The sequence below is a fragment of the Glaciihabitans sp. GrIS 2.15 genome (assembly GCF_035984695.1).
Lineage (GTDB): Bacteria > Actinomycetota > Actinomycetes > Actinomycetales > Microbacteriaceae > Lacisediminihabitans.
Map to the genome: position 1 here is coordinate 15310 of NZ_JAXCHU010000007.1, position 22988 is coordinate 38297.

At 65.2% G+C, this 22988-nt stretch carries 23 protein-coding genes; 10 read left to right on the forward strand and 13 right to left on the reverse strand.

What is annotated here, in order from left to right; all coding sequences use genetic code 11:
- Positions 1-334 precede the first annotated feature (334 nt).
- Together RCH11_RS11090 and RCH11_RS11095 are read right to left on the reverse strand one after the other, a co-directional pair.
- Positions 335-814, reverse strand: a complete 480-nt coding sequence (locus RCH11_RS11090) for a hypothetical protein (protein WP_327057067.1) — start codon at positions 812-814, stop codon at positions 335-337.
- Positions 811-1098, reverse strand: a complete 288-nt coding sequence (locus tag RCH11_RS11095) for a mycoredoxin (RefSeq protein ID WP_327057068.1) — start codon at positions 1096-1098, stop codon at positions 811-813. Before RCH11_RS11095 ends, RCH11_RS11090 begins: the two co-directional genes overlap by 4 nt.
- Before the next feature lie 171 nt (positions 1099-1269).
- Between RCH11_RS11095 and RCH11_RS11100 the strand changes: the two genes are divergently transcribed.
- Positions 1270-1677: a hypothetical protein gene (locus RCH11_RS11100; RefSeq protein WP_327057069.1), complete on the forward strand. Its 408-nt coding sequence runs from the start codon at positions 1270-1272 to the stop codon at positions 1675-1677.
- 16 nt (positions 1678-1693) lie between these two features.
- Here the strand turns inward: RCH11_RS11100 and RCH11_RS11105 are convergent, their stop codons facing one another.
- Positions 1694-2053 (reverse strand): hypothetical protein, encoded by a 360-nt coding sequence (locus tag RCH11_RS11105; RefSeq protein WP_327057070.1) that lies wholly within the window; start codon positions 2051-2053, stop codon positions 1694-1696.
- A 211-nt stretch (positions 2054-2264) separates the two neighbouring features.
- Here RCH11_RS11105 and RCH11_RS11110 point away from each other — a divergent pair, with 211 nt between their 5' ends.
- Together RCH11_RS11110 and RCH11_RS11115 are read left to right on the forward strand one after the other, a co-directional pair.
- Positions 2265-3068, forward strand: coding sequence for a DUF4433 domain-containing protein (locus RCH11_RS11110; RefSeq protein WP_327057071.1), 804 nt, complete (start codon positions 2265-2267; stop codon positions 3066-3068).
- A gap of 29 nt (positions 3069-3097) precedes the next feature.
- A complete protein-coding gene (locus tag RCH11_RS11115; RefSeq protein WP_327057072.1) occupies positions 3098-3856 on the forward strand; it encodes a DUF429 domain-containing protein in 759 nt (252 codons plus the stop codon).
- A 40-nt stretch (positions 3857-3896) separates the two neighbouring features.
- On the opposite strand, the gene RCH11_RS11120 is transcribed toward RCH11_RS11115, so the two are convergent.
- Entirely contained in the window at positions 3897-5219 is a 1323-nt protein-coding gene (locus tag RCH11_RS11120; RefSeq protein WP_327057073.1) for a GNAT family N-acetyltransferase, read from the reverse strand.
- 110 nt (positions 5220-5329) lie between these two features.
- Between RCH11_RS11120 and RCH11_RS11125 the strand changes: the two genes are divergently transcribed.
- A complete protein-coding gene (locus RCH11_RS11125; RefSeq protein ID WP_327057074.1) occupies positions 5330-6676 on the forward strand; it encodes a M18 family aminopeptidase in 1347 nt (448 codons plus the stop codon).
- A 19-nt stretch (positions 6677-6695) separates the two neighbouring features.
- On the opposite strand, the gene RCH11_RS11130 is transcribed toward RCH11_RS11125, so the two are convergent.
- From RCH11_RS11130 to RCH11_RS11160, 7 genes are all read right to left on the reverse strand, one after another.
- A complete protein-coding gene (locus tag RCH11_RS11130; RefSeq protein WP_327057075.1) occupies positions 6696-7571 on the reverse strand; it encodes a L,D-transpeptidase in 876 nt (291 codons plus the stop codon).
- Complete coding sequence (locus RCH11_RS11135) at positions 7568-8812, reverse strand: hypothetical protein (protein ID WP_327057076.1); 1245 nt, start codon at positions 8810-8812, stop codon at positions 7568-7570. Before RCH11_RS11135 ends, RCH11_RS11130 begins: the two co-directional genes overlap by 4 nt.
- Before the next feature lie 88 nt (positions 8813-8900).
- Positions 8901-12155, reverse strand: a complete 3255-nt coding sequence (locus RCH11_RS11140) for a DEAD/DEAH box helicase (protein ID WP_327057077.1) — start codon at positions 12153-12155, stop codon at positions 8901-8903.
- Between the two features lie 113 nt (positions 12156-12268).
- On the reverse strand, positions 12269-13579 hold the full coding sequence (locus RCH11_RS11145) for a threonine/serine ThrE exporter family protein (protein WP_327057078.1): 1311 nt from the start codon (positions 13577-13579) through the stop codon (positions 12269-12271).
- Positions 13580-13606: 27 nt separating this feature from the next.
- A complete protein-coding gene (locus tag RCH11_RS11150) occupies positions 13607-14251 on the reverse strand; it encodes a histidine phosphatase family protein (protein ID WP_327057079.1) in 645 nt (214 codons plus the stop codon).
- Between the two features lie 7 nt (positions 14252-14258).
- Positions 14259-14585 carry a tryptophan synthase subunit alpha gene (locus RCH11_RS11155; RefSeq protein WP_327057080.1) on the reverse strand — a complete coding sequence of 109 codons (327 nt, stop codon included), beginning with the start codon at positions 14583-14585 and terminating at the stop codon, positions 14259-14261.
- A gap of 174 nt (positions 14586-14759) precedes the next feature.
- Complete coding sequence (locus RCH11_RS11160) at positions 14760-15308, reverse strand: hypothetical protein (protein ID WP_327057081.1); 549 nt, start codon at positions 15306-15308, stop codon at positions 14760-14762.
- Positions 15309-15546: 238 nt separating this feature from the next.
- Here RCH11_RS11160 and RCH11_RS11165 point away from each other — a divergent pair, with 238 nt between their 5' ends.
- The 6 genes from RCH11_RS11165 (at position 15547) to RCH11_RS11190 (ending at position 21300) form a co-directional block, all read left to right on the forward strand.
- Complete coding sequence (locus RCH11_RS11165; RefSeq protein ID WP_327057082.1) at positions 15547-16833, forward strand: HsdM family class I SAM-dependent methyltransferase; 1287 nt, start codon at positions 15547-15549, stop codon at positions 16831-16833.
- A complete protein-coding gene (locus RCH11_RS11170; RefSeq protein WP_327057083.1) occupies positions 16830-17975 on the forward strand; it encodes a restriction endonuclease subunit S in 1146 nt (381 codons plus the stop codon). The genes RCH11_RS11165 and RCH11_RS11170 overlap by 4 nt, the downstream gene beginning before the upstream one ends.
- Before the next feature lie 129 nt (positions 17976-18104).
- Positions 18105-19124: an LLM class flavin-dependent oxidoreductase gene (locus tag RCH11_RS11175; RefSeq protein ID WP_327057084.1), complete on the forward strand. Its 1020-nt coding sequence runs from the start codon at positions 18105-18107 to the stop codon at positions 19122-19124.
- A gap of 133 nt (positions 19125-19257) precedes the next feature.
- Positions 19258-19458: a DUF2188 domain-containing protein gene (locus RCH11_RS11180; RefSeq protein ID WP_327057085.1), complete on the forward strand. Its 201-nt coding sequence runs from the start codon at positions 19258-19260 to the stop codon at positions 19456-19458.
- Positions 19459-19544: 86 nt separating this feature from the next.
- Positions 19545-20414, forward strand: coding sequence for a Rieske 2Fe-2S domain-containing protein (locus RCH11_RS11185; protein ID WP_327057086.1), 870 nt, complete (start codon positions 19545-19547; stop codon positions 20412-20414).
- Positions 20415-20460: 46 nt separating this feature from the next.
- A complete protein-coding gene (locus tag RCH11_RS11190) occupies positions 20461-21300 on the forward strand; it encodes an SDR family NAD(P)-dependent oxidoreductase (RefSeq protein ID WP_327057087.1) in 840 nt (279 codons plus the stop codon).
- 11 nt (positions 21301-21311) lie between these two features.
- Here RCH11_RS11190 and RCH11_RS11195 read toward each other — a convergent pair whose 3' ends face one another.
- On the reverse strand, positions 21312-21896 hold the full coding sequence (locus tag RCH11_RS11195) for a helix-turn-helix domain-containing protein (protein ID WP_327057263.1): 585 nt from the start codon (positions 21894-21896) through the stop codon (positions 21312-21314).
- A gap of 113 nt (positions 21897-22009) precedes the next feature.
- Positions 22010-22969: an agmatinase gene (gene speB, locus RCH11_RS11200; RefSeq protein WP_327057088.1), complete on the reverse strand. Its 960-nt coding sequence runs from the start codon at positions 22967-22969 to the stop codon at positions 22010-22012.
- Positions 22970-22988: the final 19 nt, after the last annotated feature.

The window sequence follows — 22988 nt, forward strand, 5'->3', positions numbered from 1 at the left end:
GCGGTGAGGGTTCCGCCTACGGGCACCTGAGCTCGACGGTCACAGCGTCAAGTTCCTCGCTGGAGCACCTCGCCGGAGGACCTCGACAATAGGAGCTGAGTAGGCCGGCGTTCGGCCTCTCAACATCAGGGTCGCGTTCGCCGAGATCTCCGATTTGGACAAAATGAATGGCACAGATCCCCTATCAGTGCGTTTTCCTGCAACACCACGTTGCCCCGAAAACGCGGTGATCTCGGCGGACAACTCACCTGTCAATCGGACAGATTGAATAGCACGGTACACAAAGCCCGTCAGGAGCACCGTGCCTGTCACTAGCACCGTCGAATTTCCCTGTTCACAGCAGCACACGCTTGTAGCTGCGGCCATCATCGATGGTCACCGTGGTGGCCTGGAGGGTTCCGCGGCTGATGCGCAGGTAGACCGCCTGCGCCGTAACCCCGAGCATGCGTGCGGCGTCGGCCACAGAGTGTCCGGGTAGGCCGGAAGGAACGCTGCTCGGGCGAGCGGAACGCTTGCGTCCCGCGGCGAGTCGCACGGCGATCTGCTCGTCAGTGCCCTGCCAGCGCCACTTCGCGGCCGCGAGACCCAGGCCCGCGGCATCCGCGATCCGCTCCCAGCTCTCTCCAGCGACCAGGGCAGCCCGCACATTGCGCAAAACCGCGGGATCCCGGTCGACGGCGATCGCGAGCAGCCGCAGCGCGTGGAGGCGATCGAGGGGCTCTGCGGCGCGGGACAGTAGTCCGAGAGCGTGCTCAGACTCACTGGACAGGTCAGACTCACTGGACAGGTCGGACTCACTGGACAGGGATGTCATCGACCAGTGGAAGCCGCATCCACCAGCCGCGCCTTGACCGTCGCCAGGGACGGGTTCGTCGCGGTGGAGCCATCGGGAAAGACGAGGGTCGGCACGGTCTGGTTGCCCCCGTTGACCTCGGCGACAAGCTCCGCAGTGCCCTCGACCTCTTCGATGTTGACCTCGCTATATGGCACTCCCGCCCGGTCGAGTTGGCTCTTGAGGTTCCTGCAGTACCCACACCAGGTCGTGGAGAACATGAGTACGGCACCAGCAGGAGGAATGAATTCGGCACGGGTCAGCATGGCTCGAGCCTACGACGATCGAGTGTGAACTCTGTGACTGCCGGATCCGTCGAGAGAACGCTGTCGAGGGGCAGACACCGCACCCGGCGAGGCGTAGGTTGACAGTGATCGGGCCGATACTCAATACCGCCGGACCCTCCGACGCGAGTCAGCCCAGGCTGGACGAAGACGATGTCAACTACCGCGATGCAGATGATGGAAATGCATTCCGACGCCATGCAGGGCATGGACCTTGCCGTGATGCAGGAGTGCATTGAAGCGTGCGCGGCCTGCGAACAGGCCTGCACGATGTGTGCCGGTGCCATGGCGATGACACCGGAAATGGCGATGTGTGCCGCCATGTGCCAGAACGCCGCCGATCTGGCCAACACAATGATGCGGACGATGCTTCGTCCGAACGGCATGAACGGGCCAGCGATGATGGCGATGCATCAGGCGATGGTGGTCATGTGTATGAGCTGTGCCGATGAGTGCGAAGCGATGGCCAGCATGAGCGCCGACTGCGCGATGTGCGCCGAGGTCTGCCGTCAGTGCGCGATGGCCTGTCAGAAGATGATCGATTCGATGCTGGTCGGCTAAGAACGGGGCGGGGGAGTTATGAGGAGCGGGGCAGGGGCAGAACGCTGAACCGCGTCGGGCCGATGGCGAGCGTGTCGTACAACTCGTGCAGCGCGACCGGTACGCCCATGGATACCGCCGTGGTGAGGTCCGCATGATTCCACACCCAGACGGTGTCTTGCGAGTCGAGTAGGTCGATCCCGATCCAGCTGCCGCCACTCCCTCGTGAGGATGGCGCGTGGACGACGATTCCGTCGCGCCACTTGCTCGGGGTCGCAGCCGTCGCCCGCTCACGAATGGCGGACACCACGTGGCCGGCCTCCGGGGACATGCAGCATTCCGCCGCGGAACGTCGACACAGCATGGCATCGGTCACCGGTGGTGTGAGATTAGACATGTTGGCCTCCCGTCCGTGCATCGTTGTTTATCCAAGGTTAGGTTCGCGATGATCGGATGTCATGCTGTCTCGTAATGCAGAGAAACAAACCGAACGGGGCAAATCCGTCGGCGGAGATCGTCGCCGTGGTGCACCATGCCCCCTAAACCTGCGTAACCTTAACTAAGGAGTGCGCCAACCACGGACTCCGATGCAAAGGAAAGGTTCTGCTGTGGCCGAATGTATTCACGGACTCGAAGCGGGCCTGTGCGACCAGTGCTTCCCCAAGGCCGTCCCCGTACTGGAAATCGTGACCGCGGCTGGCCAGCGCAATGCGCGGGCAAAGGCGGCCGTCACACGTCGTGCCGCTTCCGCTGCCTCGAAGACCGTCGAGAACGTCGGTGACCAGCGTATCTACCACCTGACCCACGTGCGCAATCTCGCGGATATCGTCGCCGCCGACGCGATCCTCGCCGATAGTAGCGAATCCTGGGGGACCCGTCCCACAGTGGATATCTCCGCTCCTGAGACTCGCGAGTCGCGCCGTTCGACGACTGTTTCCGGACTCGGCAGCCCGAACGTTGCCGACTTCGTGCCATTTTTCCTTGTGCCAAACTCAACGATGTGGGAGGACCTGCGTTCGGACTCCCCGGACCCACGCTTGTCCGCTGATGGGCACGGAATAACCGCCGCCGACTTCGTGCTCCTCGTGAGTACCGTGAAAAACGCGACCGAGCACACTGATGACGGCGCGATCGTGGTGACGGACGGCGATGCCGCCCACGTGCTCACCCGGTTTGCTGCCTCGACCGAATCGAGCGAGCGGATGCTGCGCCGCCTCCGTGCTGATGACAACACGGAAACCATCGTCGAAGCCGAACTTCTCGTGAAAGACAGCTTCCCGTTCGAGTCGGTGACGCTGGTCGGGGTCGCCAACGACCGCGTGCGGGATGAGGTGCGCGCGATTCTCAAGTCGTCGGCGCACAGCCCGAAGGTCTCGGTATACCCGCCCTGGTTCCAAAAGCCCGAGGCCTAGGCGACGTCGACCGACCGGCGGATGCACCGGTGCTGACAGCCGGCGTTGACCTCGCGGCAGAACCACGGGGTACCGCTCTTGCCGTGATCGACTGGTCTGGGTCTGAAGCTCGCGTCGTGCAACTTACGGTGGGCGCAAGCGACGCCCAGATCGTTGCAGTAGCCCCGACCGTTGCCTCCCTCGGTATCGACTGCGCCTTCGGTTGGCCGGACGACTTCGTCGCGTTCGTCGCGGGACACTCGACCGGTGAGCAACTGGATCGTTCGCCCGCCGAGCGCGCAGGATCGGGAATGGACTGGCGTCGACGCCTCGCCTACCGGGAGACCGATCGCGAGATTCGTGTCCTCACCGGGCGGTGGCCACTCAGCGTCTCGACCGATCGGCTTGGGCTCACCGCCATGCACTGCGCGGCGCTGCTCGAATCCCTCGCGGACGGAATTGGGCGTGTGGATCGGGCCGGCGGCGGTGTTGCCGCGGAGGTCTATCCTTCGGCCACTCTTCGTAACTGGGGATTCTCAACGGTCGGGTACAAAACGGATGCAACGATCCGGTCGACGCTGCTCGCGGCGATCCTCGAACGCGCGCCCTGGCTCAAACCCGGCCCGATGGCCGAACTGATGACGGCGTCCGATGACGCCTTCGATGCGGTCATCGCGGCTCTCGCGGCACGGGCGCATGCTCTCGGACAGTGGCATCGGCCACCGCCCGAATCCCTTGATCGCGCCAGCCGGGAGGGCTGGATCGCGCTGCCGAGCGTAGACCTGGTCGAACTGCGGCCGTTCTCATGAACGCGTTCGATCTCGTTCCCCCCGATCTCCTACACCTCCTTCAGAACCAGATGCTCAGCCAGGGTGTCACCGGCGAGCGGAGCGAGGCCTCGAGCGCCACCGCGGAGCCCGGCCGGAGTTCCGTAATGCGTCCGGCGCGGGCGAGCGTGATCGGGGATACACCGCCAAGGTACAGCGAGCCGAGGTCGTCAACCGTAAGGGAGAGGGCGGCCGCGGCATCCGGTGCCTCACCGTCGAGAGTGTAGACGCTCGCGCGTCCGTCGGCCGCGATGGTGAGCAGGAACAGGCCGTCGGCGAACCCGAGATCATCGCTCACATCGAGCACGAAGGTGCCCGGAGCGCTGTATCGGCGGGCGGAGAGAGCGACCGGAACGTTGAGGATGCGCGTCCACAGGTGCTCGCGCACTCCGACGCGCTGCACGGCACGCGGGTCCGACAGCTGCCAGAGCACGGGTTCGTCGATGGTGCGCAGCGGTGCCGAGATCGAGGAGACGAGATCCATCTCGAGCATGAATCGCCAGAGCGCCGAGTAGGCCTCGTCCGTCGCCGAGACCAGAAAGCGGAGATCGAGACGGTGCTTCGTGAAGTCATCGCCGACTTCGACGACCCGGAAGGTCGCAAAGCCCTGCAATTCGCCGTCCTCGTCGTCGTAACGCACGACGCGGAGAGTCTGTGCGGACTCGGGGTCACCATCGAACCCGAGGAGGCGCTCCCAGAGAAAGTCGGCGAACTCGACCTGGCCCGGAGTCAGCAGGCGCACCCGCTCTACTAGGTCGTACCCCTCCGTAAGCAGCGAATGCGGTTCGACAAAGCTCAGGGAGCCGGATGCCTCGGTGCCGATCCAGCGCGTCCGCTTGGTGTCGATCGTCCAGTCCGCACTCATCACCGACGCCCCGAATCCATAGCGGCCATAGATCGTTGCCTCGGTGACAGTGAGGATCGCGACGGGCACGTCGAGTGAGACGGCGGTGCGGAGTTCGGCCTCGAGCACAGCACGTGCAATGCCCCGTCGCCGATGAGTAGGGGAGACGGTTACCGCGCTCACCGCCCAGGCCGGGATGCTCGTCTCACCCGGCACAGTGAGGTTCGTCACCCAGGTGCTCACGGTCGCGACCGGGGACGCGGCATCCGGAGCATCCGGGTCCCAGACGCCGGTCGTTCGGCGATGAGCAACGTGAGACAGTTGCGCGTCGAGCTTCGCCTGCGGCAGGCGCCCACCGTGGAAACCTCGACTCTCGGCCTGCAGCCAGCTGGTCAGGGCCTCGCGGTCCGCGGTATCGACCAGGGCGAAGTCGAGTCCCTGTGCTGCGAGTCGTTCGGCGGAGAGGGCATCGATCGGGGCTTTAGCGTATTCGTAGCTCACTGTCCGAGGGTACCGGGCGCTGCAGACTGGCGGGGTGAAGATGCCGGGGTGACGATGCCGGGGTGACGATGCCGGGGTGACGATCGAAAGCCGCGTGCTTGAATGATGAGATGACCGCCTCGCCTGCCTCGCCCCGGGAAACGGCCGCCGCCGGATCGTCCCGTTCCCACCTGGCCGACCTCGCCGTGTTCGTGCGCGCGTCCCCGTCGTCGTTCCACGCCGTCGCGGAGGCAGCTCGTCGGTTGACAGCTGCCGGGTTCGTCGAGCTCGTGGAAAACGAGGAGTGGCCGCTGGTGCCGGGGAAATATTTCGCTGTACGGGATGGTGCGATCGTCGCCTGGATCACACCGGAGGGGGCAGCCACAACCACACCGTTCCGCATCGTCGGTGCCCACACCGACTCTCCCGGATTTAAACTCAAGCCGAAACCGACGACCGGCCTGCACGGCTGGCTCCAGGCCGGAGTCGAGGTGTACGGGGCCCCGCTGTTCACTTCCTGGCTGGACCGCGAGCTCGAATTCGCCGGACGACTCGTCTTCGATGACGGCATATCGGCGCTTGTGCGCACGGGAGCGTTCCTGCGCTTTCCGCAACTCGCCGTTCACCTGGATCGAGGGGTCAACAGCGACGGCCTCACCCTCAATCCTCAGCAGCACCTGAATCCGGTGATCGGTGTCGGTGATGTCGCGGACACGGATGTGATCGCCCACCTCGCCGCACTTGCCGGCCGCGCCGGCTCGGATGTCGTTGGCTATGACATCGTCACAGCGGATACTGCGGAACCCCGGGTGTTCGGCCTCGACGGCGCGCTGTTCGCGTCGGGACGCCTTGACAACCTGTCGTCGGTTCACGCTGGCCTGCTCGCGCTGATCGAGGTCGCTTCTGCCGCAGTCCCCTCTGCCGCAGTCCCCTCTGCCGCAGTCCCCTCGATCGCGGTCTTCGCCGCATTCGACCACGAGGAGGTGGGTAGCGAGACCCGGTCGGGGGCGGCCGGACCGTTCCTGGATAGCGTGCTCGCCCGCATCGGCAGTGCTTCCAACGCCTCCACGGCGGACCGCGCTCGTGCCTTTGCTGATTCGTGGTGCCTCTCCGCGGATGCCGGACATGCGGTGCACCCGAACTATCCGGAGCGCCATGACCCTGTCAATCGGCCCGTCGTGAATCGCGGTCCGCTGCTCAAGATCAATGCGAACCAGCGCTATGCAACGGATGCTCTCGGTGCCGCGGAATGGGCACGAAGCTGCCGTCAGGCCGGCGTTGATTACCAGGAATTCGTCTCGAACAACGCCATCGCCTGTGGATCGACCATCGGCCCCATCACCGCAACCCGTCTCGGCATCCGCACCTTCGATGTGGGTATCGCGCTCCTCTCGATGCATTCCGCGCGCGAACTGTGCGGTGCCGATGATCCGGCCGCGCTCTTCTCGGCAATGTGCGCGTTCCTCGCGCCGGCTTGACCGCGAGGGCCTCGCCCGCTCATCCTTCGATGGTGATGAGAGTGCCGAGGGGAAGTGCGTCCACCGCCGCAAGCGCCTCCAGAGGAACCCGGATGCATCCGTGAGATCTCGCACCGGATGCCGACGCCTGGAAGTGGATCCCAATCAGTCCGCCGTCGTTGCCTCCGAACGGCTCGTCGGCTGCCGTCGAATGTAGCGACGTCAACTGGATCGGATGCTCGGCCTGCCCCTGCACCGCATCCCGGTAACGCGCCTGTAAGTAACCGGTGACGCCGACCGGTGTGGGAGTTCCCGGCGCACCGACACCCACCGGCCAAGTGCGGCTGCCGACGCCGATGATGCGCAGCGTCTGGGCCGAGACGGAAACGATAATGCGGGACACCAGCATTGTTGGCGAGGAGAGGGAGTCGGCGCGGAGCCAGGCGGAGGTCTGCGCAGGGGCCAGCGCACCTAAGGAATTGGTGCCGGCGGAATTGGCCCCGGTGGAAGGCAGCCGCTGGCGAGCCGGGGTGAGTACCCGTAGCCAGTCGCCGGAGGATTCGACCGGCACCACGACGGAGGGCTCGCCGAGAAAGTCCCGCGCCGCGAGCCGGGCGGTCGGGGTGGCCCGGTCTGCCGCGTACACCACGGTGTCTTTCTTGAGCCGATACGCGGTGTCGGCGTCCGCCGCGCCCGCGGCCGGAAGAAGGGCGGCGATCACGGCGTCATAGCGGGCTTCGGGGAGCGCCGCCAGTTGGGCGGCGGATAGCTTGGAGAGCCCGGGAAGCACTCCGAGTTGCCTCGACTGCGCCCGGATCACCGGCTCGGGGCGAGCGGCCAGCACGTGAAGCAGTGACAGGCCCGCTGCAGCCGCGAGGAGAATCGCCAGCGCAGCCGCGACTCTTCGCTGCGTCATCCGCTCACCACCGGGAGGTGGGGCGGGGTTTCCGGTGAGGTGATCACGGTGGTCTCGGCGCTGTCTCCACAGATCCCCTTCGCCACAACGACATCGTTTCTGGTCAGCGTCGCGACCCAGAACACCGTACCGACGGAGCGATCGGTGACGGCAAACAGCTCAGAGGCGACGACACCGTCCGTCGTGATCGTGACCGGCTCGGACGACTCGAACGCAAGGGTGGACGCAGCACACTGCGGAGTGCTCGAACCGATCGGCTGGAGGTACCCGAACCAGCGCAGGTGCACACCGCTCGACGGCACATCCAGAAGCGAGGCCGTGTCGATCACGGTTCCGCCGACTTCGGCCGCTGACTGGGCAGTGGTACTCAGCGAAGGGGTGAGCCGATCGCGAAGGTCGGACGCCGACGCCGCCAGCACAATCGATGACGAGTCTGCGGCGGCGACAAGGGTCTGCGCGCCGGACGTGGAGTAGACGTGAACGGAGGCGGGCGGGGCGGCAGGAACCACGAGATCCGAGCTGGACGCGAGAATTCGATAGGCGGTCGAACCACTCGGTGGCACAGCAACGACGGCCAGCCTGGCGCCGGCGGATATTGGCGATCGAGTGTACCCGCCGGTATCGGCGAACACGGCATTGGTCAATACGACAGTGCCGGTAACGCCAGGCGTCGCGTCCAGAGCGAGGATTCCGCCATAGTCATCGCCCGTGTCGATGCTGATCGACAGGACCGCCGTTGGTGGTGTCGCCGTGACAGCCGCCGCCTCGGCACGGAACCGGTCGGCGAGTGCCTGGATCGCCATCCGCTGGTCTGCCGGAGCGCGCACGAGCGCGTACCCGTCACCTCCCTCGGCCTGGTAGGCCGCGTTGCCGGCAATAGTCCACACCGCCATGGCGACTGCCGCCGCGGTATTCGCATCCGAGGTCTCGCCATAGCGGTCCAGCAGGGTGTTCAGCCTGAGCATCTCTGCGGCGCCAAGTCCGTTCACCGAACCGACGACTCCCGAATCGCCGGTGTCCCGAGCGACCGCGCTGGGGAGCCCGGGGTCGATGCAATACGCGACGCGGCCTCCCGGCGTGAGATAGCCACCGAGGTGATTGAGCGGTTTTCCGGGCTGCTGGTATCCCGGTCCAATGCTGGCGGCCGCCGCGCTGAGGGGCACCAACAGAAGCGCTCCGAGCACGGCCGCGAAGACGGACAGCGCGATCATCGATCGAATTTTCGGGCGAGAAGAACTCATGGCGGCCACGCTACGAACCCCACGGCCCGAAATCGGCGGCCAGGGCGCGATCCGGGGAGAACAGCAGTGCAGCGAACCCTGGGGAGGACTACTCGAGCAGGCCCCGGATGTCCTCGGCTGTGAGCGCGGTGCTGAAGACCGCGTCATCATCCATCACCGCGTCGAAGAGCTTCGCCTTGCGGTTCCGGAGTGCCATCACCTTCTCCTCGATCGTGCCGGTTGCGACGAGGCGATACACGTTCACCGGCCGCGTCTGGCCGATGCGATGGGTGCGGTCGACGGCCTGCGTCTCGGTGGCCGGATTCCACCAGGGGTCGAGGAGGAACACATAGTCGGCCTCGGTGAGATTGAGTCCGAATCCGCCAGCCTTCAAGCTGATCAGGAATACCGGGGCAGCGCCGGACTTGAACCGGGCGATCACGTCGGCGCGGTGAAGCGTCGATCCGTCGAGGTATTCGTAGGGGATGCCCGCGGCATCCAACCGGCTCGCGGCCTTTCGCAGGAAGGACGTGAACTGGCTGAAGATGAGTGCCCGGTGGCCCTCGGCCACCACGTCATCGAGCTGCTCGAACAGGGCATCCAGCTTCGAGGACGGAATACCGGCGTAGGCCTCATCAACCAGCGAGGCATCGAGACTAAGCATCCGCAGGAGCGTGAGGGAGCGAAACACAATGAATCGGTTGCGATCGAGTTCTTCGATGAGCCCGAGGAGTTTCTGTCGCTCCTTCTGCAGCACGGTGTCGTACAGCGTGCGATGTCGTGGAGCGAGCTCTACCTGCAATATCTGTTCCTGTTTGGCCGGCAGCTCAGAGGCGACGACCTCCTTGGTGCGCCGCATCATCAGCGGGCGGATGCGGCGGCGCAGCTTGGCGATCAATGCCGCCGAATGTGCGGCAGCGTGCTCCTTCGAATCGCCCGAGTCGCCCGACGCGATCGGCCGGACGTACTCCTCGGCGAATCTCCGGCCGGAGGGGAACAGGCCAGGCGCCACGATCTGGAACAGGGCCCACAGGTCGGTGAGGCTGTTCTCCATCGGGGTACCCGTGATCGCGACCTTGAATGGCACGGTGAGGGATGCGGCGGCCTCGTGGGCCTTCGAGGCCGGATTCTTGACAAACTGCGCCTCGTCGAGCACCAGCCCCGACCATCCGAGTTTCTGGTAGTGAGCGAAGCCGAGGCGAAAGAGGGCGTAGGAGGTCACCACGATGTCGGCACCTTCGGCCAACTGCGCCAACGACTGTTTCGTCGTCGCGACCCCACGAACGGTGAGCGATGGCACGAATCGCGCGGCTTCGGCCAGCCAGTTCGAGACGACAGAGGTGGGTGCGACGACCAGGAACGGGGCATCCGCTCCTGCCGTCTTGGCGTGCGCGATCAGGGCGAGAGCCTGAAGCGTCTTTCCGAGACCCATGTCGTCGGCGAGGATACCGCCGAGTCGATGCTTCCAGAGGAAGGCGAGCCAGTCGAAACCGTCTTTCTGGTACGGGCGGAGGGTGGCATCGACAGTGCGTGGCAGGGCTGTGGGCTCGACCGAATCGATGGCGAGGAGGCCCCTGGCTGCCTCCCGCCAGGCCTGCGCTTCGACGGTCTCATCGGCAAGATCCTCAAACTCCGACCAGAGGCTGGCCTGGTAGCGGCTGATCCGCACCCCGGTCTCCCACTCTGCCAGGGTGGAGGCCTCGTCGATCAGCCGCTTCAGTTCTTCAAAAACCGGCTGGTTGAGAGACAGGTACGAGTTGTCGACGAGCAGCACCTTCGACATGCCCTTCGACAGCGCGGTGAACACCTTCGTGAACGGCACATCCCGTCCGTCGATGTGGATATACACCCCGAGGTCGAACCAGTCGCTTGTGTCGGTCTCGACCGTGGTGAAGGTCAGTTTCGGAATGCCCGTGAGCTCCCGGTAATCCGGTCGCGTTCCGACGGAATCGATCCGCACCCCGTCTACGCCGTGCAGCGTCGGCAGTACCCGGTCGACGAACTCGGCGGCAGCGAGACCTCGGAGGGTGTCATCCAGGATCGGTCCGAGGATGCGCTGCACGCTCTCCAGCACCCGGTGCTCGGTTGCAAAATCACGGTCGTCAGCTCCGCGAAGCGACTTCCGCAGGCCGGAATAGTCCCAGTCCCACGCGATTTTCAGTGACTGCTTTGGCTGGAATGTCACCGTGAGCACGAGCACCGGGGGAGCGAACTCCGGCAGCATGATTGAGGCGTCCTCGCTGGTCACGGTGATCGTGCGACTCAAGCGCGGATAGTAGTCGCGCAAGAATTCGTCCACGTCGCCCGCCGGCACGATAACGGGTGCTACTTCACCGAGAAGTGCCCGCTGCTCCTCGACGAGTGGGGCGGATGCCTGCGCAAGGGTGAACCGGGGCCGCGGGTCAAAAGCCCACGCGTAGATCCCGTGGTCGCCGATCGCGTTGGCCTCAGCGGCCGGGCGTGGCTCTCCGTCCACCCGGAGGATCGGCGTGAGTCGCAGATCGCCCTCCAGCCGGGCGTCGATGCTCACCGAGGCATCCTGGCCGACCGTGACGCTCGTCTCCTTTTTCCCGGAGACCAGCGCGATGTCGCGCAATTCGGCATCCGTTAGCAGCTGCCAGAGCAACGGGCTGTGGAAGTCGTCGAGGTAGAGCCAGTCGGGTTCCTGGCCGGAGTAGACCTCACGCGTTGAGCGGTGCAGCGCGGCGAACTGGGCGAACCAGCGCTGCTGGTCGGTCGCGAGGTCCAGGCGATTAGCCTGGTAGCCGAGCGAATTCCAGCTGATGTTTCCCCTGGTCCAGTTGCCGGTGGCGCTCAGCAGCACCGGACGAACGCCGAGGCGAATTGCACCACGACTCGAAGCTGTAGCCGGCTTCGCGCTCGGCCCGTTCCACTGGCTGCGGGATCGCGGAATCAGTTCGCGCAGTTCGAAAAGGAGTCCGATGCGGGCGCTCCCACCGCCGGATATCGCTGGCCGCTCGGTGAGAGCGACAACAGCACTCTTCCAGAGCGCCTGCTCCGGGTGCACAGCGGCGGGCTTTGGCAGCTTGAGTCCGGCGAGCTGCTGCAGCGTCGTCGTGTTGCTCTGCAGCAGCAGGGCAGCGATGTGCTTGCAGTCGAATCCAACCGGGCAGGTGCAAATGCCGCTTGTCGGCTTGCCGGTGGCCGCCGAGATGAGGGCACGGCAGCTATACGGGAATGGACCCGATCCGACAACCGTGCCGGAGAGTAGCCGAGTTGCCGGATCCCAGGCAAGGGCAATCACGGCGCCACCCCGGGAATAGGCCAGCCCACGCTGGAACGATGTTGGACCGACCAATCGTTGGATGTCGGTGATGTCGACCATCGGGGCTGCGTCGGGCATCCGTCCATGTTCTCACGAGGGTGCGATGCTGCACGTCGAGCGAGCGGTGACCGGCACGCGAGTTCGGAGGCGAGGAGAGCAGTACTGTGCAGCGCAACGAATTCGCCACCCTCCTACCGCCGCGAAACTCCACGCCGGGCCAGGCGTGCGAGACGTCCGGCATCTCGGCTCAGGCTGATCCCGACGATTGCTCCCAGTGCGATCGACAGCACCGAGATGCCCGCCGTGGCGAGAGTATGCAGGCCGGCGGCGCCACCCTGCGCCACCCCGCTGAGGCCGATGAAGCCGAGCGCGCCGGGCACCAGAAGCCAGAAGCAGGCGAGCGACATGACGGATGCGGGCGGCGAGGTGCGGAAGTGGCTTGCGAACCGTGTGAACGGCGCCACAACAACGGCGCCGACAAACCCGCTGAGGCCGGCTCCGAGCGAGAACGCCCCAAGAGCCTGGGCTCCGTAGGTCAGGGCGAGACTGAGAAAGATCCAGACCAGTGCCCCCCGTGGCGCCGACATGAACAGCGTGAATCCCACCGCAACGAGAGCGACTCCCACCAGTCCAGACCACGGGCCGAGGAGTGGCTGCGGAGCCGCTGTCGGCAGGTGCCCAACCAGGGTGGTCGCTGCGAACACGCCGAAGGTGAGCAGCAGCAGCTGCGCCACCCCGAATACGAGACGGCTTGCCCCCGCAATCACCTGGTTATTGGTGAGTTCAATGGCGGCGATCGTGAGCGTGAGCCCCGGCAGAAACGACACAAGAGGGGGAGCGATGATGCGCAGCGGCTCGTCCCCGGCGACGTGCACGAGCAGAAGCGTCGTGGCGAGGGTGACTCCGAACGCCGCGATCACCGGTACCGTCGAACTCAGCCCGGTGAATCTGCGCGCAAGCAGCACCAACGCCCCGACACCGGCACCGAGTACCGCGTACACCCAGATCGCCTGCAGGGTCGGGTAGATCACCATCCCGAATCCCACCGTCAGGATTACGTGGCCAAGCAGCGAAACCACAGGCCCGAAACGCGGCTTCGCCGTGCGGATGCGTGCCACCTCCGCTACCGCCGCTGCCGGGCTAACCTCTCGGCGCAGCGCCCGGCCAATGAGTGTCTCGACGGCGCCGGTCTGGTCGAGACGACCTCCCCCCTGACGGGCGGACTCGACGCGCACCTCACCGCCCGCGGTCGTCGACTGCAGCATCACGTAAGTGGGCAGCACCACGGTGCGCACATCTCCGAGCTGGTAGACCTTCGCCACCAAACGAAGTGTTTCCTCCACGTCATTGGTGGCCTGCCCGGTCTCGATCATGGCGAGCCCAAGGCCCTCGAGCATGGTCAGGATGCTGCGGGCATCCGTCTCCTCTGTCGAGATCGTGTCGCCCTCGGCGGACTGCTTGAGCAGTCGTCCGACCTGCCGTTCGAACCATCCGTTTGCCATGGAACGATCATCCCGCATGCAGCAGGTCTAGGCGCGGTCCAGGGCGTCTCCGGTAGGGTCTCCGGCCGAGTCGTCCACCAGTGAAGGCCCTCCCACCGGGGCACCGGCCCACGATATGAGCGTCCAGCCATCCGCGGGCGAGCCCTCGAGCTCGACCACGCCGGTGTTTTCGAGTTCATGAGATCCAGCAAAGATCGGGGGCACATTGCGCGCCCGTGCTGCAGTCCACACCCGGATCGCCGCCCCGTGACTGAAGACCGCGGCGGTGTCCACTTCCGCTGCAACGCTGATGCCGCGATCGAACCGCTCGAAGAATGCGTGCCCATCGGTTGCGCCAGGCATTGTGACATCCAGGTGCCCCGATCCCCAGGCGAACGCCGTCTCGAGGTAGGTGCGAGCGGATGCCCGATCACCGCGCCCCTCGAGATCACCCGCTTCGATCTCGTGCAGGCCGTCGATGACGGTCGCGGTGGCGAACGGCAGGGCGGTGAGTTGCGTGCGCACGAGAGTCGTGGCGAAGACGCCGTCGATCTCCTCTCCGCGTAGCGCCTCTGCGACCGCATTCGCCTGGCGTTCGCCGAGCGCGGTGAGCCCTGGCCCGGGGTGCGCGGTGTCGAGAAGGCCAAGAACATTGGCGGGAGTCTGTCCGTGACGGATCAGCAGCAGTCGCATGGTGTGCTCAGTTTACGGACGGGGCTAGTGCACCGTGTTGACCGAGCATCCGCCAGACCACCGTGGTGAGCGGCGGGTATTCCAGGGCGATCTGCCTGAGCAGCCGATATTCGCGGGTAGGCGACGGCCGCTGCCCGTCATTTGAATTGATCGCATCGGCCCGGAGCAGGTACACCGTGAGTTCATCGACAGTCAACAGCTCTTCCATGAACTCCCAGGGGTCCTCCCCGGCGAGAAGGCGCTCGTGCATCACCGTCTCCAGTTCCTGGCGAGCTTCCGCTCGCAGCACTTTCAGACTGGTCCGGCTGCGGGGCAGTGGGTGGATCGGAGACATCAATTAACACTAAAGCTGGTTCGCTGAGAGAGCACGCAGGTGGCTTCATTGCCGTTGTCAGCGAGACTCTCGTGCCCGTACTCGGCGCGTTCCTGGGCATCCCATTGACGGACCCGCGACGGATGCTCGGAGTCAGCCGCTCCGGTTCAGCCGCTCCGATTCAGCCGCCGGTCGTCACGACCCCAGCGCCGCGACGATGGCCTCCGCGCGCGGCAGGTACGGGTCATAGTGTTGGGGATCGGCATTCACCTGCACCGTATGGGCCGCCTCTCCCGGTGAGAGGTCCTTCCATCCGGGAATCGAGACGAGTTTCCTGAAGAAGTTCAGCGCGGAGGTATAGGGGTCCATGCGATCCGCGTAGGTTCCCCACGCGCCGTTGTCCCGCTGTTGGAAGAGCCCCCGGCTGTCGGCGCCGGCAGCATCTCCGTGGTCGAGCACGCGCAGCCCCGACTCTCCAAGCGCTGTCATCACCCCGATCGCCTGGGTGTGCGGACCGATGCCGAGAGAGCGAGCCGCCATCATCACGTAAGCCGCGTTGATGAGTCGGTCCTGGCAGTAGCCCGCAATGGGACCGGCCGGCACGATGATTTTCCCGACCATCACCTGAGCGACTGGGGCGCAGGCGCGAGCGGATGCCGCGGGCGAGTTGCGCGCAAAGTATCCGGTGCCGACCACAACGCTCGCGCCCAACACCACGGCGAGGAGCGCCGCGACCACAGCCACCCTCTTGAGACTTCTGCCCACGTCACACCCCCGATCGTCGCGATACCGAGAGACAAACTTAGCGTGATCGCCCGGGAAGACCCCTGTGTGGCGCTGCCTCGGTGCACCGAGACGCTCCCGTCCGGTGGCGAGATCTTTCCCCCTCCCCGTTGTGGGACTTACCGCGCTTGGCGGTTCCCGATAAATTCGAAGAACATCCCCGCCCCAATCACCCGTAGCGTAAAGGAGCGAACGGATAGTGACACCCGAACTCACAATCCAACTGGACGCGCTGTGGACCGCATTTATGCGCGCCGGCGTCAGTCCGCTCGACACGGTCGAGCAGATCACCTTGGTGCTCGTCGATCGCAGCCATCGTCCCTCGGCTCCTGCCACGCCCGAGCTTCATGCCATGGTCGTCGATCTGCTGGACAGCCCCGCGCTGCAGAACAGCACCGTTCAGACGGAGGTGTACGACCGGCTGGTCGGAAAGCTGGCGACCTCCGCCCAGTCCGGCCAAAACGGGCCTGCGCTCACCCCCTCCCACATCATGAGACTCATGGTCGACCTGGTGGCACCGACGCCCGATGACACGATCATCGACCCGACAGTGGGGACCGGCGGCATGCTGGTGGCGGCGGCGGAGTACCTGCGGGATCGCCGGCTCGAATTTCCGACCCACGCCGGGTCGAGTGACGGCTCCAACGGCACCGTGCTCGCCGGCGTAGCCACCCACGCGCCGTTGAATCGCATCGCCACCACGAACCTGCGGCTGCACGGAGTACGGAACGTCGCCGTGTCCACCGGTGATCCTCTCGGCGAGGAACGCGGCAAGAGCACTACCGGATTCGGCACTTTCTCCGTTGCGCTTGCGAATTCGCCGTTCACGGGGAGCCGCGACTCCGTGGCGGCGGCAAAGGATCTGCTCACGGTAGTGAAGACCAAGAAGACCGAGCTGTTGTTTCTGGTGCATTCACTCCGGCTTCTGCGGGACGGCGGACGGGCCGCGGTCATCCTGCCGGACAGCGCGTTGTTCGGAACGTCCAAGGCCCACACTGACGTGAGACGCATGCTCGTAGAAGATCACAAGCTTGACGCCGTCGTGCGCCTTCCGCCCGGCGCATTCAGGCCGCACTCCGCCCTCTCGACCTCGATCCTGCTCTTTCGCAAGGCGCAAACCACCGAAGATGTGTGGTTCTACGACGTGCGCGCGGATGGCTTCAGCCTGGATGACAACCGTGCGCGTATCGAGAATGACGACCTACCGGATTTGGTGGCACGCTGGCTGAGCCTGCGAAATACCGCGGGCGCGGAGAGCGCACTGAACGAACCCGCACGTCCGCGAACCTCACAGTCCTTTCTCGTGCCAAGGTCCGAGATCGCGAAACAGGGCTATGACCTCACCTTCAACCGCTATCGGATCGTCCTCGGTGAACGCCTTGTCCATCGCTCTGCCAACGACATCCTCGTCGACATCGCCCGTCTCGAATTGCGCATCCAACAGGGCTCGTCAGCCCTTGCCCGCGCTCTGGCCGAAACACTGTGATCGGAGTCAGGCACCGGCTCGCGGACGTCACAGAGCTGGTCGAATCCTCAGGCCCGGACACGAGCGGCCACGAGTTCGTCTTCATCGACCTCGGCTCGGTCGATCCGCGTTCGAAACGGGTTGTTGCGCCAAGACGGATGATCGTCGCCTGCGCACCAGCGCGGGCACGCCAACGACTGCGAAGCGGGGATGTGCTGGTCTCGACGTTACGTCCGCACCTGAACTGCGTGGCATCCGTCCCCCCTGTCCTTGACGGGGCAATCGCGACAACGGGGTTCAGCGTCTTGCGGCCACGACCGGCAATCGTGGACGAGCGTTATCTATTTCGCTGGGTCCAGGGCCCGGAATTCATTGCGGACGTAACGCGCCTTGCCTCGGGTGCCAGTGTTCCTGCGGTATCAGATGCCCTGGTGCGGGCAACGGGTATCCCTCTCCCGCCTCTGCCGGAACAGCGCCGGATCGCTCGTGTGCTCGACGAGGCCGACCAGATCCGTCATGATCGTCGGGAAGCCATCGGACTGTTGGACGAGCTCGCTCGGTCGTCGTATCTTGACCTGGTCGAGAGCGCGTCCCGGTCGGGGACCGTTCACGATCTGGTCGAATCTGCCGCGTACGGTACATCGGCCAGGACGAACGCTCCGCCCGGTGGCACGAACGCGGTGCCGATCATCCGAGTATCGTATATCACCGGTGATGGCGAGTTGGATGTCACGCATCTGAACACGGCCGAGCTCGACGCCCGGGAGCTGGCGAAATATTCGGTGCAGGAGGGTGACGTGCTCTTTTCTCGCACGGCCAGTGCCGAATCGGTCTCGAAGACCACGATTTTCCGGGGTGACCTGGTGGCGGCTCACGCGGCACAGGTGGTTCGTTTGCGGCCACGTCACACTGCCAGCGCAGAGTACCTCGCCTTTTTTTTGAACCGCGCCCACACAAAAGAGTCCCTGCGTGCACTGGCCACCATCAATCCGACCAATTTGCTGCTGGTATCCGTGCCGTTACCGTCGTTGGATGCGCAAGCGCTCTTTGCGCAACAGCTTCGAGATATTGCCTCTGTCAAGGCAAACGAGCTAGCCCAACTCGCCCGCCTGGACGAGCTCTACGCTGCCCTGCAGAATCGGGCATTCAGCGGGCGGCTGTGAGTCTCTCCGTGCCTGGCACGGGTCGCCTGGTGTCCGGGATGAATTCGGGTGAATCGGGAACGATTCCATCGGCATAGCGGTTGATGTGAGGAGCGCGCGGAGGCCGCGCGCGTCAGAAAGGTCCGCCGCATGACCATGCCCCTCTCCATCCTCGATCTCGCTCCGATCGCCCCCGGGCAGACCGTGCGGGAGAGTTTCGCAAACAGCGTGCGCCTCGCGCAGGCTGCCGAAGCCAATGGTTACACCCGGGTCTGGTACGCCGAGCATCACAACATGCAAACCATCGCGTCATCAGCCACGAGCGTGCTGATCGGCCATGTCGCGGATCACACCTCGACCATCCGCCTTGGCTCCGGCGGCGTGATGCTGCCGAATCATTCGCCGCTCGCTATCGCCGAGCAGTTCGGCACCCTTGCCGAGCTGCATCCCGGACGGATCGACCTTGGCCTCGGACGCGCGCCCGGAAGCGACCAGAACACCGCACGGGCCATGCGGCGAGACCCCCGGTCGTCAGACCAGTTTCCCGAAGACGTGCTTGAGCTTCAAGCCTTTCTCCGCGGTGAGTCGATCGTGCCCGGCGTCCAGGCCGTCCCCGGCGGCGGAACGAACGTGCCGCTCTATATCCTCGGATCCTCCCTCTTCGGCGCCAGGCTCGCAGCCGCCCTCGGCCTGCCGTACGCGTTCGCGTCGCACTTCGCACCGGACTCCCTCCACGAAGCGATGGCGCTATACCGTAGCGAATTCCGTCCGTCGCGCCAGCTCGCCGAGCCCTACGCGATCGCTGCGGTGAACGTGATCGCTTCGGACGATGAAGCGGATGCCCGCATTCAGTTCGAGACGACCCGGCGTGCGCGAGTACGCAGCCTCATTGCCCGCGGGCCATCCGCGATCGACGCTGTGCCCATCCACTACAGTGACGACCAGATCGACGCGTTCCTCACCACCTCTGAAGGGCGCAACATCGCCAACATGATGCGATACTCAGCCGTCGGCACGGCCTCGGAGGTGCGTAGCTTCCTCGAGGATTTCGCCACCTCCGTGCAGGCCGACGAACTGATAATCGCGCACCAGTCCCGCGACATTGAGGACCGCCTGCGCTCAGTAGTGCTCACCGCCGAGGCGATGCGCGAGCTCCAGCCCGCCGACTAGTGGTGGTCGCGGAGGAGCCTGAGCGAGGTGGGCCAACGCCGCCCGATTCGCCAGAGTCGGCGGCGATGCCGGTGGGTCGCGCAACACACCCGCCCCACTGGTGCTCACGCTGCGGCAGGCGCAGGCTAGTGGCATGACCAACGGCGACGTAGAGACCATCGATAAGGGCGGCCAGTGGGTGAACCGGGTGATCGGAGAGCCAGAGCGCAGCGAGAGCTACTCCAGCAGGGAAGAGGCGATTGAGGAGGGCCAGGCCCTGGCAGACCAGCTCGGCACGACGCACACCGTGCGGTCCTCTGTCCCCACGGGAGATATCACCGATCCGCAGGAGTAGCCCCGGTGGCTGAGGAGGGTCGTCGACGACGGCTATCAAGGCCCGACCCCTTGACTCCCCCCGCAGAAGCGAGTCCTCTGGTGGACATGCATGAACTTGCGATTGTCCACCAGATCACGCGCCTCGAATCCGCTGAGCAACTCGACCCGGTCGTAAAAAAAGCGGAGACGCTTTTCGGTGCGATTCTCAAACCGCGTTGGTTACGCGACCTGCTGCACGGTGTGCCGCTCGGGCATCCGCTGCACCCGGTTGCGGTGCAGGTTCCGGTCGGTGCGTGGGTGTCGGCCGCATTCCTTGACCTCGTGCCGGGCGCATCAAAGGCCTCTCGGGTTCTCGTGGGCATCGGAGTGCTGAGCGCCCTGCCGGCCATCGTGACCGGGTGGACTGATTGGTTGTACCTGCACGACCAGCAAAAACGGGTTGGAGTCGTACACGCAGCGACCAACTCCATCGCCCTCGGTCTCTACACCCTCTCCTTCATTCAGCGCGGGCGGGGCGGCGGTAAAGTGCTCGCCTTCGCGGGACTCGGTGTGGCCTCAGCCGGAGCGTTTCTCGGCGGCCATCTCGCCTACCGACAGGCGGCCGGGGCAAACCACACGGAAGATGTACCGCACCTTTTTCCGGCGGGGTGGCATCCTCTCGGCTCACTCACCGACCTGCCAGAGGGCGAACTGCACCGGGTGGAAGTCGCGGGTGAGCCCCTCCTCGTTGTGCGCCGCGGCGATACCGTTCAGGTGCTCTCCAACACCTGCAGTCACCTCTCGGCGCCGCTTGATGAGGGCACCCTGATCGGCGCGCACACCGATAATCCCTGTGTGGAATGCCCCTGGCACCAGAGTACGTTCGCGCTAAAAACCGGCGACGTGGTGCACGGCCCGGCCACATCGCCGCAGCCTCGTTTCGAGACCCGCACCGTGAACGGAATACTGCAGGTAATGCTGCCGGGCGCAGGCTGACCCGGTCTCGCGCCGGGCGCTCAGCCACCGCGAGCGATAATCGACCATGCCCGAAACCCCTGCCCCCGAAACCATCATCATCACCGGAGCGAGCGACGGCATCGGCGCCGCCGCCGCCCGAGCGCTTTCCGCCAGAGGTCGTACGGTCGTCATCGTCGGCCGCTCACCCGAAAAAACGGCGAAGGTGGCGGATGCACTCGGCGCCGACCATTTCGTCGCCGACTTCTCGAAGCTCAGCGAGGTGCGCAAACTCGCCGCCGAGCTGCGCGAGCGTTACCCACGTATCGACGTGCTCGCCAACAATGCTGGCGGCATCTTCGGCGACCGCACCATTACCGAAGACGGCCACGAACTCACCCTCCAGGTGAATCACCTCGCGCCGTTTCTCCTCACCACCCTGCTAATGGACCGCCTCATCCTCAGCAAGACGCGCGTGATCAACACCTCGAGCGTTGCGAATCTCGGCGGCAACATCATCATCGACGACCTTGACCTGGCCACTCGGTTCAGCCCGGGCAGGGCCTACAGCAACGCAAAGCTCGACAACATCCTCTTCACCACAGAGCTCGCCCGCCGGTTCGGCGCGGAGGGCATCACCACGGCGTCGTTCCATCCGGGGGTCGTCGCCTCGAACTTCGCCAGCGATTCCCGCAGCCCACTACGCGTGATCTACCGTAGCGTGCTGCGTCACACCCTGATCTCGTCGGAGAAGGGCGCCGACACGCTGGTCTGGCTGGCGACCACCACGCCCGGCAGCGATTGGACGTCGGGGGAGTACTACATCAAGCGCAAGCCCGGTCGCACCAACCGGCAGGCGGATGACGCGCAGCTCGCGAGTGCCCTGTGGGAGCGCAGCGCGGCGATGGTTGCGCCGCCGGTCGAGTAGGGCGCTCATTCTCAGGAGGATCCGCTCCAGGCCGCCGGAACGATTGTCCAGATCAGCTCGGTGACGGCATCCGAATTGTTGTCCCAGGAGTGCGGTTCACGGCCAGCGAGCGTCATCGTGTCGCCGGTCAGGAGATCTACCGTTCCGCCGACGAGCCTCACTCGCAGCGTTCCGCTCAGAACGTGCACGATCTCGACATCGCAGTTGATCGTGTACAGCTCTTCCCCGCCGGTCGCTCCTGCCTCGAGGAGAGAGCGCAGCACCTGCACCCTGGATTCGCTGCGTGGCGTGAGCAGACGCTCGACGGCGTGGCTGCCGCCCATGTTGATCCGCGGCGCATCCGCGAGCGAGATCACCTCATTTTCGGGCGCCTCGAACAACGACCCGAGAGGCAGCGAGAGCACCTGGCAGAGGGTGACAAGAGTCGACACGCTCGGCGAGGTCTCGTCGCGCTCGACCCGGCTGATGAAGCCAGTGCTGAGGCCCGTCGCAGCCGCGACATCGGCGATCGTGAGCGCCTGCGCGAGTCTGGTCGAGCGCAACTTCACGCCGATTGCCAGTGGCGCCCCGGAGGGCGTCGGGTGTACAGCTCGCATCATGCTCCCGTTCGTCGACACCGTTCCGGCAGAATCCGGATATCGCAGCCGTGGTCGTCATGCCCAGTATCGGGCACCGAGTCCCACGATGCTCGCAACCGGTCGGACCCGGTCTAATTCCCGGTCTGGTCAGCTCGTGGTGTCATGGCCGACAGGATTTCATAGGCAACGTGGGATGCTGCCACCGCGGTGATCTGGGCGTGGTCGTAGGCCGGCGCAACCTCCACAACATCCGCCCCCACGATCCTCACGCCGCGAAGCGCACGGATGATCGTGAGGAGCTCCCGGCTGGTCAGTCCGCCTGCTTCCGGGGTTCCCGTGCCGGGCGCATGAGCGGGATCAAGCACGTCGATGTCCACCGACACATAGACGGGACGGTCGCCGAGACGGGCGAGCATCCGCTCGATCACCGTCGCGAGGCCAGCGGTCTCGAACTCGTGCGCCGCAATCACGGCGAATCCGAGGCGGGCATCGTCTGTGAGGTCCTGCTGGCTATACAGCGGACCGCGGATGCCGATGTGCAGGCTCGTTTCGAGGTCGATGAGTCCCTCTTCGGACGCGCGCCGGAACGGGGTGCCGTGAGTGACCGGCGCGCCGAAGTAGGTGTCCCAGGTGTCGAGGTGGGCATCGAAGTGCAGCACCGCCACCGGACCGGTCTTCTTGGTGACCGCCCGAAGCAGCGGAAGAGCAATGGTGTGATCGCCGCCGATCGTGAGCAGGCGGGTGTCACCGGCACCCAGATGGGTGGCTGCTTCCTCAATCTGCCCGACAGCCTCTTCAATGCTGAAGGGGTTGGCCGCTATGTCGCCCGCATCGGCAATCTGCTGGGTCGAGAACGGCTCAACATCCTGCACCGGGTTGTAGGGCCGCAGCAGACGGGAAGCCTCGCGGACATGCGCGGGCCCGAACCTCGCTCCCGGGCGGTAGCTGACGCCGCTGTCGAAGGGAACGCCGACCACCACGATGTCTGCATGGTCGACATCCTCAAGACGAGGTAGGCGTGCGAAGGTAGCGATTCCGGCATAGCGCGGTGAGACGCTCGCGTCGGAGGGACCGATGGGTGTGGGGGACATTGGCATTCCTTCGTAAAAA